At 71.3% G+C, this 11,106-nt stretch carries 10 protein-coding genes and 1 pseudogene; 4 read left to right on the top strand and 7 right to left on the bottom strand.

All coding sequences use genetic code 11. The features are described 5' to 3' along the window. Positions 1-334: 334 nt before the first annotated feature. Complete coding sequence (locus HY68_RS23080; protein WP_041991793.1) at positions 335-784, top strand: PTS glucose transporter subunit IIA; 450 nt, start codon at positions 335-337, stop codon at positions 782-784. 86 nt (positions 785-870) lie between these two features. Then, on the top strand, positions 871-2,541 hold the full coding sequence (gene ptsP, locus HY68_RS23075) for a phosphoenolpyruvate--protein phosphotransferase (protein ID WP_041991791.1): 1,671 nt from the start codon (positions 871-873) through the stop codon (positions 2,539-2,541). Between the two features lie 87 nt (positions 2,542-2,628). Here ptsP and HY68_RS23070 read toward each other — a convergent pair whose 3' ends face one another. Further along, positions 2,629-3,543 carry a hypothetical protein gene (locus HY68_RS23070; RefSeq protein ID WP_041991789.1) on the bottom strand — a complete coding sequence of 305 codons (915 nt, stop codon included), beginning with the start codon at positions 3,541-3,543 and terminating at the stop codon, positions 2,629-2,631. 91 nt (positions 3,544-3,634) lie between these two features. Next, the gene (locus HY68_RS23065; RefSeq protein ID WP_041991787.1) at positions 3,635-5,623 is read right to left on the bottom strand and encodes an acetoacetate--CoA ligase; all 1,989 of its coding nucleotides are present in this window, start codon (positions 5,621-5,623) and stop codon (positions 3,635-3,637) included. A 191-nt stretch (positions 5,624-5,814) separates the two neighbouring features. On the opposite strand from HY68_RS23065, the gene HY68_RS23060 reads away from it, so the two are divergent. Beyond that, positions 5,815-8,187 carry a TIM-barrel domain-containing protein gene (locus tag HY68_RS23060; protein ID WP_041991785.1) on the top strand — a complete coding sequence of 791 codons (2,373 nt, stop codon included), beginning with the start codon at positions 5,815-5,817 and terminating at the stop codon, positions 8,185-8,187. Here the strand turns inward: HY68_RS23060 and HY68_RS23055 are convergent. Then, the gene (locus HY68_RS23055; RefSeq protein WP_041996872.1) at positions 8,178-8,681 is read right to left on the bottom strand and encodes an NUDIX domain-containing protein; all 504 of its coding nucleotides are present in this window, start codon (positions 8,679-8,681) and stop codon (positions 8,178-8,180) included. The two genes, HY68_RS23060 and HY68_RS23055, sit on opposite strands and share 10 nt — an antisense overlap. A 120-nt stretch (positions 8,682-8,801) precedes the next feature. Here HY68_RS23055 and HY68_RS23050 point away from each other — a divergent pair, with 120 nt between their 5' ends. Beyond that, complete coding sequence (locus HY68_RS23050) at positions 8,802-9,164, top strand: DUF962 domain-containing protein (RefSeq protein ID WP_041991783.1); 363 nt, start codon at positions 8,802-8,804, stop codon at positions 9,162-9,164. 92 nt (positions 9,165-9,256) lie between these two features. Here HY68_RS23050 and HY68_RS23045 read toward each other — a convergent pair whose 3' ends face one another. The 4 genes and pseudogenes from HY68_RS23045 to HY68_RS43965 form a co-directional block, all read right to left on the bottom strand. Then, entirely contained in the window at positions 9,257-9,877 is a 621-nt protein-coding gene (locus tag HY68_RS23045; RefSeq protein WP_041991781.1) for an ATP/GTP-binding protein, read from the bottom strand. Next, positions 9,858-10,253 (bottom strand): DUF742 domain-containing protein, encoded by a 396-nt coding sequence (locus HY68_RS23040; RefSeq protein ID WP_041991779.1) that lies wholly within the window; start codon positions 10,251-10,253, stop codon positions 9,858-9,860. Before HY68_RS23040 ends, HY68_RS23045 begins: the two co-directional genes overlap by 20 nt. A 13-nt stretch (positions 10,254-10,266) precedes the next feature. Next, positions 10,267-10,710 carry a roadblock/LC7 domain-containing protein gene (locus HY68_RS23035; RefSeq protein ID WP_041991777.1) on the bottom strand — a complete coding sequence of 148 codons (444 nt, stop codon included), beginning with the start codon at positions 10,708-10,710 and terminating at the stop codon, positions 10,267-10,269. Continuing rightward, positions 10,707-11,106, bottom strand: a pseudogene (locus HY68_RS43965) (histidine kinase); the annotation flags it as partial. The gene HY68_RS23035 and the pseudogene HY68_RS43965, both read right to left, overlap by 4 nt.

Genomic DNA, 11,106 nt, shown 5'->3' with positions numbered 1-11,106 from the left:
AAAACCTTACCAGTCCTTTTCGCCTTCCCTGACCACCGGTCTGCAAACATGCAAAAGCAGAACCCGAAGGCTTGAGATCGTGAATCGAGACTTGGTAGATGCCGCCGACCCCCGACTCAAAGTCGCGTTGGGGTCAGGCAGGAGTACGACAGTACATGGCGCCGGGCGGCACAGGCAAATCGTTTCCGGTCTGCCCCTAGGTCCGTCAACCGGCAGGTCTCATGCGGAACCGTCACTTCTTATGACTTACGCTCTGAACAGTACGTCATCACCATCACAGTCAGTCACAACTGCTCCAACCCCTCTTTCCCCCGCGCCCCTGGGAGGCCCCCACATGACCAGCGTGACAGCTCCGTGCCCCGGAAGAGTCATCGGACTTGCCGCCGTGCCCGATCCCGTCTTCGCCGGTGCGATGGTCGGGCCGGGTACCGCCATCGACCCGCTTCGTGAGCCCACCGAGGCGGTTTCGCCGGTCGACGGCATCGTTGTCTCTCTCCACCCGCACGCCTTCGTGGTCGTTGACCCCGAGGGGCACGGCGTCCTCACGCATCTGGGGATCGACACGGTCCAGCTCAACGGCGCCGGGTTCGAACTGCTCGTGAACAAGGGGGACACCGTCCAGCGGGGCCAGGCCATGGTGCGCTGGGACCCGGCGGGTGTCGAAGCTGCCGGGAAGTCGCCGGTGTGTCCCGTCGTCGCTCTTGAGGCCACGGCCGACGCGCTTTCCGCGCTGCGTGAGGACGGCGAAGTGCGGACCGGGGACGCTCTCTTCGACTGGCAGTAAGGCCACCCGGCCTGGTGCCTGACGCCCAGGCCCCCCGCATATCAATCGCGGTCGGCACGAGAGCCGCCCAACCGGAGACAGGTGCAATGGAGACAACGCTGCGAGGCGTCGGAGTCAGTCATGGTGTGGCGATCGGCGAGGTCCGGCATATGGGGACCGCCGTTCTCGAGCCGCCGGCCAAGCAGATTCCGGCCGAGGAAGCCGGGCGCGAGCAGGCGCGGGCCAAGCAGGCGGTCGACGCCGTGGCCGCCGATCTGATCGCCCGGGGCAATCTCGCGGGTGGTGAGGCGCAGGGGGTGCTTGAGGCGCAGGCGATGATGGCGCAGGACCCTGAGCTGATGGCCGACGTGGAGCGGCGTATCACTGCCGGGAGCACGGCCGAGCGTGGCGTGTACGACGCGTTCGCCTCGTACCGGGAGCTGCTCGCGGGTGCCGGTGAGTATCTGGCGGGGCGGGTCGCCGACCTGGACGACGTGCGGAACCGTATCGTCGCCCGGCTGCTCGGCGTTCCGATGCCGGGGGTGCCGGACAGTGACGAGCCGTATGTGCTGATCGCGCGTGATCTGGCGCCTGCCGACACGGCGTTGCTCGATCCCTCGCTCGTTCTGGGCTTTGTCACCGAGGAGGGCGGGCCGACGAGTCACAGCGCGATTCTCGCGCGGGCGCTCGGGGTGCCGGCCGTGGTGGCGCTGGCGGGTGCCGGTGAGCTGGCCGAGGGGACGGTCGTCGCTGTTGACGGCAGCAGTGGTGAGGTGTTCGTCGAGCCGAGCGCCGAGAAGCGTGCCGGGCTTGAGCATGCGGCTGCCGAGCGTAAGGCCGCGCTTTCCGCTTCCACCGGTCCGGGGGCGACGTCCGACGGGCACAAGATGCCGCTGCTGGCCAATGTCGGCGGGCCCGCCGATGTGCCGGCCGCGCTGGAGGCGGGCGCCGAGGGCGTCGGGCTGTTCCGTACCGAGTTCCTTTTCCTCGACGACAGCAAGCAGGCTCCTTCGCAGGAGAAGCAGGTCGCGGCGTACCGCGCGGTGCTGGAGGCGTTTCCCGAGGGCCGGGTGGTCGTGCGGGTCCTGGACGCCGGGGCCGACAAGCCGCTGGACTTCCTGACGCCCGCCGACGAGCCCAATCCCGCTCTGGGTGTGCGGGGTCTGCGGACGCTGCTCGACCATCCCGATGTGCTGCGGGCGCAGCTGACCGCGCTGGCGACCGCCGTTGAGGGCCTGCCGGTGCACCTTGACGTGATGGCGCCGATGGTGGCGGACCGGGCTGACGCCAAGGCGTTCGCCGACGCTTGTCGTGAGGCCGGGCTGCGCGCGAAGTTCGGTGCGATGGTGGAGATTCCGTCGGCCGCTCTGCGGTCGCGTTCCATCCTTCAGGAGGTCGAGTTCCTTTCGCTGGGGACCAATGACCTCGCGCAGTACACGTTTGCCGCCGACCGTCAGGTGGGCGCCGTTTCGCGGTTGCAGGATCCCTGGCAGCCGGCGCTGCTGGATCTGGTCGCGCTGGCCGCCGACGGTGCCAGGGCCGAGGGCAAGAGCTGTGGGGTGTGCGGTGAGGCCGCCGCCGATCCGCTGCTCGCCTGTGTGCTCACCGGTCTTGGCGTGACCTCCTTGTCGATGGGTGCGGCGTCGATTCCGTATGTGCGGGCGACACTCGCGAAGTACACCCTGGCGCAGTGCGAGCGTGCTGCCGCCGCCGCGCGTGCCACGGACAGCGCCGACGACGCCCGGAGCGCGGCGCAGGCTGTGCTGTCCGGTGAATAGCGTTTGGTGGGCGGGTAGTTGACGTCTCGTTCGGGCAGGGGCCCTACGCCGAAGCCGGTGTGGGGCCCCTCCCCTGTGCCGGGCCGGTCAGTGGTGGAGTCCCGTGTCGTCCGCTCCCAGCTCGAATCCCGCGCGGTAGTCCACGCCTGATTCGGGCGAGAGCGGTTCTCCGGTGTCCGCGTCGGTGCAGTAGGCGTTGAAGACCTCGCCCGCGGTGAGCGGGACGAGCAGTCCGTGGGCGAGCCGCCAGCCGTAGAGCCGGTCGGGGGCTTCGGGGTCGGTCGTTCTGAGCACGACGCCGGCCGGGCTCTCCAGGGCGATGCCCGCGGCGAGGACGGTGACGAGTTCGGTGGCTTCCGTGGAGTCGGCCCTGACGGGTTCCGCTCCGGTGGGCCGGTGCAGATGGGCGGCGGCCAGCAGTTGTTCGCCGGATGCGGGGACGCTGCAGACGATGTGGTGGGTGCCGGGGCCGGCCTTTTCGAGCAGCCGCAGCAGCAGGTGCGAGGCGCGCTCGAAGGCGGCTGCGCCGATGTCCTGTCCGCAGTCGGCGCAGGCGCCGACGTCGGCGAGGAGTGTTGTCGCGTACTCCCAGGTGGCGCGGCGGACCGCCGTGTCGATGAGCAGCGGGACGAGGGTGTCGACGGGCTGGCCGCTGTAGGGAACGGCCGCGCCGGACGCGGCGGCTCTGGCGGTGAACTGGCCGCGTGCCGCGACGGTGTCGGGGTCGAGGCCGGTGTCTTCGCAGTATTCCGTGAACTCCTCGGGGTCGAAGAGGGCGACGGTGGTGTGTGCGCCTTGGGCGGAGCGGGATCTCAGCAGGGCGTCGAGCTGCCGTAGGTAGATGTCGTGGTCGTCGAAGGTGAAGGTGGTGTACGGCCGCATCGCCGCGAAGTCGTGTGCGTCGGCCAGCAGGCCGATGACGCCGGCGACTTCGCGGCGCAGGTGCCGCCGGACGGTCCTGGCGGTCTGTGCGGTCCGTTCGCTGTGGTCGGTGTGCGCCATGTCTCCCCCTGAGCGCTGTCGATCAGTGCTCACTCACCGTAACCGTCGCCACTGACATCGGGCACGGGCGGTCACCGGCGCACGGCGGCGGTCAGCGGCGGCTGGCCGCGATCCGCTCGTAGAAGCGCAGGAGTTCCACGTTGTCCACGGATCCCGCGTTGACGGCCTTGTCCAGTGCCGTGCCCTGGAGGAGCCGTTTGACGGGGACTTCGATGCGCTTGCCCGTGAGGGTGTGCGGGACGCCGGGGACCTCGATGATCTCGTCCGGGACATGGCGCGGGGAGAGCTGCTGACGGATCGTCTGTTTGATCCGATTCCGCAGGTCGTCGTCGAGTACGGCGCCGTCGGCGAGGTGGACGAAGAGCGGCATCCAGTAGCCGCCGTCGGGCTCTTCGAGGCCGATGACGAGGGATTCGCGGATCTCCGGGAGCCGTTCGACGGCCTCGTAGATGTCGGCGGAGCCCATCCGGACACCCTGCCGGTTGAGGGTGGAGTCGGAGCGGCCGTGGATGACGACGGTGCCGCGGTCGGTGATGGTGATCCAGTCGCCGTGCCGCCAGACGCCGGGGAACATCTCGAAGTAGCTGTCGCGGTAGCGGCTTCCGTCGGGGTCGTTCCAGAAGCGGACCGGCATGGACGGCATGGGGTTGGTGACGACGAGCTCGCCGACCTCGTCGACGACGGGTTCGCCCTGGGCGTTCCAGGCCTGGAGGTCGGTGCCGAGCCCCGCTGCCTGGAGTTCGCCGATGTGGACGGGGAGGGTGGGTACGGCGCCGGCGAAGCAGCTGCAGACGTCGGTGCCGCCGCTGACGGAGGCGATCCAGAGGTCTTCGGCGATCTCGTCGTGGAGCCAGCGGAAGCCGTCGGGCGGCAGCGGGGATCCGGTGGTGGCGACGCACTGGACGCGGGAGAGGTCGTGGTCGCGGCCCGGGTGGATGCCCGCCTTGCGGGACGCCATGACGTAGGCGGCCGACGTGCCGTAGAGGGTGGTGCCGGTGCGTTCGGCGACGGCCCATTGCGCGTCGATGGCGGGGAAGCCGGGGCTGCCGTCGTACAGCACGATCGTGGTGCCGGTGAGCAGCCCGGCGACCAGGAAGTTCCACATCATCCAGCCGGTGGAGGTGTACCAGAAGAACCGGTCCTCGGGGCCGAGGTCGAGGTGGAGTCCGACCTGCTTGAAGTGCTCCAGCAGGATGCCGCCCTGGGACTGGACGATGGCCTTGGGCAGTCCTGTGGTGCCCGACGAGTAGAGCACCCACAGCGGGTGGTCGAAGGGGACCTGCTCGAAGACGGGGTCGGGCGCGGGTCCCGTGCCGGGAGCGACGAGGTCGGCCCAGTTGAGGGCGGCCTCGGGGGTGGGGGTGCCCAGCAGCGGGATGTGGACCACGGCCCGCAGGGTGGGCAGTTCGGCGCGGAGTTCGGCGACGGTCGCTGTGCGGTCGTGCTGCTTGCCGCCGTAGCGGTAGCCGTCCACGGTGAACAGCACGACGGGTTCGACCTGCTGGAAGCGGTCGAGGACGCTGCGGGCGCCGAAGTCGGGCGCGCAGGAGGTCCAGACGGCGCCGACCGCGGCGGTGGCGAGGAGCGCGGTGACGGCCTGCGGGATGTTGGGTAGGTAGCCGCTGACGCGGTCACCGGGCCGTACGCCGAGGTCGCGCAGGCGGGCGGCGAGCGCGCCGACCTGGCGGCGCAGCTCGGACCAGCTGACGGTGGTCTGTTCCTGTGTCTCGTCCACGTACAGCAGCGCGGAGTCGTCGGCGCGGGCCGGGTCTTCGGCGGTGCGCAGCGCGTGCTCGGCGTAGTTGAGGGTGGCGCCGGGGAACCACTGGGCGCCGGGCATGGCGCGTTCGCCGATGACCCGCTCGTAGGGGGTGCTGAAGCGGATGTCGAACCACTCGGCCACCGCCGCCCAGAACGTGTCGAGTTGGTCGACGGACCAGCGGTGGAGCGCGGCGTAGCCGCCGTCGGCCGGCGCGTCGTACCGTTCGGCGGCCCAGCTCTGGAAGCGGGTGACGGCGGCGGTCGCCACGCGTTCGGGGCCCGGCTGCCAGAGCGGTGCGGGGCTGTTCTGTGTGGTCATGGGGTGGCTCCCGGGGCTGGCACGACACGGCTGGTACGGACGATGCCATGTGATCGTCCCGCGCACCAGGCCGGTTCGGCGGCGGCGACGCGGCGGGTCGGCGGCAGGACCGCCCTACGCCGGGCCTACGACGGGTGAACGGGAGTTGAACGCAGCACCTGCTGTGCCCGACAGGTGGCAGGCTGATCATCATGGACCGTCGTGAACTGGTGCGTTCGATGAAAGAGGCCGGCTCGATACAGGGGCTGCGCGGTGTTCCTTCGGCGTGGCGGCGGTGGCGTACCGATGCCAGGGAGCTGTCGGCGCGGGGTCCTGAGCGGGCCAGGGTGCCCGGTCCGGTGAGCGGCGCCGAGCCGCTGCCGGGCGGCGGGACCGTACGGTTCGCGCGCGCGGAGCTGCATGTGTGTGTCTCGCTGGGGGGCGCGGTGTTCTGGGCGTGGGACGGGGCGCGTCCGCTGCCGTCGTACGCGCTGGCGGGCGCGGCGCCCGAGCCTGATCCGCGGGCGGGCCTCGAACCGGACACGGACGGCGGCTGGCGGGTGGTGTCCGAGCGGGTGACGGTGGCGATCTCCCGGCACGGCGGTGTGGAGGTGCGTACGCCGGGGGGTGTCGTGCTGCGCCGGGAGCTGCCGCCGCGCTGGTGGGAGCCGGTGGCGGGCGGTCCGGCGCGCTGGGTGCAGCGTACGGAGGTGGCGGCGGACGCGCGGTTCTTCGGGCTGGGCGGGCGGGCTTCGGGGCCCCGGCTGCGCAGCGGCACGTACCGGCTGTGGAACACCGATCCGCGGGGCGGCGGGTTCGGGCGCGACGAGGATCCGCTGTATCTGACGATGCCGGTGCAGCTGGTGGTGGCGGACGGGGGGACGCATCTGGCGTTCCACGACAACTCGTGGGAGGGGCGGGTCACGCTCCGGGAGGGTGAGGAGGGCGCGGGTTCGGGCCATGACCGTCCGGGGACGAGTGAGCTGCGGATGGAGGGCGGCCCGCTGCGCTGCTGGGTGGTGACGGGTACGCCGGCGCGGGTGCTGCACGGCTGGGCCGCGCTGACCGGGGCGCCGACGCCGCCGCCGTCCTGGGCGCTGGGGCCGCAGCACGCCCGGTGGGGTTTCGGCAGCGAGCGGGAGGTGCGGCGGATCGTCGCCGGTTACCGGGAGCGGGGGCTGCCGCTGTCGGCGCTGCATCTGGACATCGACCACTACGACGCGCATCAGGTCTTCACCGTCGACCGTGAGCGGTTCCCCGATCTGCCGGGGCTGGCCTCGGAGTTGCGCGAGGACGGCGTACGGCTGGTGTCGATCGTCGATCCGGCGGTGAAGGCGGAGCCGGGTACCGAGGTCTACGACAGCGGCGCTGCCGCGGACGTCTTCGTACGGGACGCGCGGGGCCGGGAGGTGCACGGCCGGGTGTGGCCGGGCGAGTGCGCCTTCCCCGACTTCACGGCTCCGGCGGCGCGCGCCTGGTGGGGCGGGTGGTACGAGGAGCGGCTCGCGCAGGGGTTCGCCGGGTTCTGGCACGACATGAACGAGCCGGTGTCGTTCGCCTCGTTCGGCGACCGGACGCTGCCGAGGTCGGCCAGGCACCGGCTGGAGGGCCGGGGCGGGGACCACCGCGAGGCGCACAATGTGTACGGTCTCGCGATGGCGCGTGCGGCGTTCGACGGGCTGCGCGGGCTGCGCCCCGACGAGCGGCCGTTTCTCTTCTCGCGCTCGGGCTGGGCGGGATTGCAGCGGTACGGCGGCAGTTGGTCGGGCGATGTGGCGACGAGCTGGCAGGGGCTGCGGGCCTCGCTGGCGCTGGTGCTGGGGCTCGGTCTGTGCGGGGTGCCGTACTCGGGCCCGGATGTGGGGGGTTTCGACGGGAGCCCGACTCCTGAGCTGTATCTGCGCTGGTTCCAACTCGGTTCGTATCTGCCGCTGTTCCGTACGCACGCGGCGATCGACGCGGGCCGCAGGGAGCCGTGGGAGTTCGGGCCCGAGGTGCTGGAGCACGCGCGGGCCGCGCTGGTCGAACGGGAGCGGCTGCGGCCGTACTTCGTGACGCTGGCGCAGTTGGCGAAGCTCACGGGGGCGCCGTACGCGCGGCCGTTGTGGTGGGGTGCGCCGGAGGACCGGGCGCTGCGGGACTGCGAGGACGCGTTCCTGCTGGGGGATTCGCTGCTGGTCGCCCCGGTGCTGGAGCGCGGTTCGGACCGGCGGGCGGTGCGGCTGCCGAGGGGGCGGTGGTACGACACGGTCACCGAGGAGGCTTTCGAGGGGCCCGGGCAGGTGTTGCTGGACGCGCCGCTGTCGCGAACTCCCGTGCTGGCGCGGGCGGGCACGGTGCTTCCGGTGCGGGGCGCCGACGGCAGGCTGGAGTTGGAGGCGTGGGCGCCGTCGCCCGGCCGGACCGGCGGGGGTCTGGTGGTGCCGGACCCCGGGGACGGCTGGCTGCCGGCGGAGGTGGAGCGCTACACGTCGCGGTTGCGGGGCACCGAGGTGCGGGTGGAGCGGGTGACGGACGGCGGGCCTGTGGCCCCGCGGTGGCCGGTGCGGGTGCGGGGCGTGGCGCCGGGGGTGGCTCAGCCGTAGTTTCCGGCGAAGAAGGCCCGTACGGCTTCGGTGTGCAGCGGGAACGCCAACTCGACCGGTGCGTGCAGCAGATGCCAGCCTTCCGTCTCGTCGGTCGCGATGGAGGTCGGCAGTTGGGCGGCCGGGCGTACCGGGAGGAGCCCGAAGAGCAGCAGATGACCGTCCTGGGAGCTGAGCGCGTCGGCGAGGCGTACGTCGTCGCGTGCCGCCTCGATGCCGGTCTCCTCGCGCAGTTCGCGTACGACGGCGTGCCGCCAGTCCTCGTTGTCGTCGACGAAGCCGCCGGGCAGGGCGACCTGGCCGAGCTGGGGTTCGATGGTGCGGGTGATGACGACGAGCCCTGTGCCCTGTTCGTCCGTCGCGGGCACCAGGGCGATGGCGACCGGCAGCGGGTTGCGGTAGGCGGTGTCGCCGCAGGCGGCGCAGGTGCGGGGCCAGTTGGTCTGGTCGGCCCGGTAGGGCGTGCCGCAGCTGCCGCAGTGGGAGAAGCGCACCGGCTTCTCGGGGTGCTGGAGGCGGCCGTCGGGGTTCGCTGGGTCTTTCGTGGGCTCGGGCACGCGCGGACTGTACCGGACTGTGTTTCCCGTCGCGGGACTTGGCACTACCGTGCGGTTATGGCGGAGCAGACAGCAGAGCAGACGTTCGATTCGTACGAGGAGTTCTGGCCGTACTACGTGGCCATGCACTCCAAGGCGGCGACCCGTTGGGTCCATCTGACGGGCACCCTGACCGGGCTCGCGGTCAGCGTCTACGGCCTGGCGCGTGGCCGGAAGCGGTACGCGGCGGCCCTGCCGCTGATCGGTTACGGGACGGCCTGGCCGGCGCACTTCCTGATCGAGAAAAACAACCCGGCGTCGTTCGGGCATCCGGCCTGGTCGCTTAGGGGCGATGTGGAGATGATCCGGATGATGCTCACCGGCAGGGACGGGGAGTTGGCCGAGACGGCGGCGAAGTGGCTGGCCGAGCACCCGCGTTGAGCCGGGCGCGCGCTGAGGCCGGCGGACCGGCGAACGGCCCGTCCCCTGGCGGTCGAGGGGCGGGCCGTGTGCCGTCGGAGGTGCCGGGCCGGTCAGGTGGTGGGGGTGAGGGTGGCGGCGTGGTCGCGCTCGCGCGTCGCGAGGCTCATCGCGTGTTCGACGACGGCGATCAGTACTTCCTTCACCGACTCGCGTTCCCGCGCGTCGCACATCACCAGCGGCACCTCGGGGTCGAGGTCGAGCGCCGCCCGTACGGTCTCGCCCGGGAACCTGCTCGCGCCTTCGAAGCAGTTGACGGCGACGGTGAACGGGATGCCGCGCCGCTCGAAGTAGTCGACGGCGGCGAACGAGTCGGCGAGACGGCGGGTGTCGGCGAGTACGACGGCGCCCAGCGCGCCCTGGGCCAGTTCGTCCCAGAGGAACCAGAACCGGTCCTGGCCCGGCGTGCCGAAGACGTACAGCACCAGGTCGTCGCGGAGGGTGATGCGGCCGAAGTCCATGGCGACCGTGGTGGTCGTCTTCTTCTCGACCCCCTCGACGTCGTCCACGGGACGGCCGGCCTCGCTCAGCACCTCCTCGGTACGGAGCGGCTTGATCTCGCTGACCGCGCCGACCAGGGTGGTCTTGCCGACACCGAATCCGCCGGCGACGAGAATCTTCAGCGTCACCGGATCGGCGGGACGCTGCCTTCGGCTAGAGCGCCCGAAGACCATTGATCACCTCGCGGAGAATGCTCACGTCCGGCAGCTCGGCCGGCGGAACAGGACGGGTTACATGGACCAGTTCGTCATCGGCGAGGTCACCGACCAGCACCCGGACCACCCCGACGGGGAGGTCGAGGCCTGCGGCGAGTTCGGCGATGGACTGGGGTTGCTCGACACAGCGCTCGACGATCTCCACGTGTTCCGGGGAGAGCGTCTGGTCCCGGCGGGGATCCGATGCGCGGGGTTCGACGATGACGACCGCGATCAGGTCGAGCCGGTGACGGGTCGCGCTGCTGGTACGGCCGCGCGTCATCGCGTACGGCCGTACCACCGGTCCGGCTTCGCCGTCGAACCAGGCTTCGGGTTCCTGACCTGCGTCACTCATCTGTCGTCCCCACTCACCCTCCGGCGGGCAGACCGGAGCGGGGCGCCGTCGCCAGATGCGCCCCGACCCGCTTGACCATGAGCGTCATCTCGTAGGCGACCTGGCCGACGTCCGAGTCGGAGTCCGACAGGACGGCCAGACAGCTGCCGTCGCCCGCCGCTGTGACGAAGAGGAAGGCGTCGTCGAGTTCCACGACGGTCTGCCGGACCCGGCCGGCGTCGAAGTGCCGGCCGACGCCCTTGGCGAGGCTGTGGAACCCGGAGGCGACGGCGGCGAGATGCTCACCGTCCTCGCGGGTGAGGTCCTTGGACGTGCCGGTGGCGAGTCCGTCCCCGGAGAGCACGAGTGCTTTACGGATGCTGGCGACCCGCTCGACCAGCTCGTCCAGGAGCCAGTTGAGCTCTCCCACGGCGTTGGGGTCGGCGGAGTTGCGTGCTGCGGCGTTCGGTGCGGTCATCGACCGTCCCCCTCAGATGTCGTTCCTTGTGTCCCGGAGCCGGCGTTCTCCTCGGCGTCGTTCTGCCGACGGCCACGCTGCCAGCCCCGTTGGAGTGAAGCCATGCGGTCGCGGACCTCGTCCGCGTCCCGCTCCGTGTCCTGCTGGGCCTCGGCGCGGCGCGGTTCCGCGGCCCGCTCGGTCGCGGTGTCCCTCAGCTGGGGGGCGAGGCTGGCCTGCCTGACGCGGCGGGGCAGTCCTCCGAGGGCGGACTCGTTCTCTTCCTGTTCCTGGCCTGTCAGGCCGTCCTGTCCGGCCGGATCCTCGGCCGGTGTCCGGTCGGGCACGGGGTGGGCCCGGCCCGTCGGTTCGTCCACGCGCCTGCCACGGTCGGCGACGAGCGTCGGGGGCCTGCGG

The organism is Streptomyces sp. AcH 505 (assembly GCF_000818175.1).
Taxonomy (GTDB): Bacteria; Actinomycetota; Actinomycetes; order Streptomycetales; family Streptomycetaceae; genus Streptomyces.
Note: the sequence above shows the minus strand (reverse complement) of the source record. Positions and strands in the feature narration are given on the sequence as shown.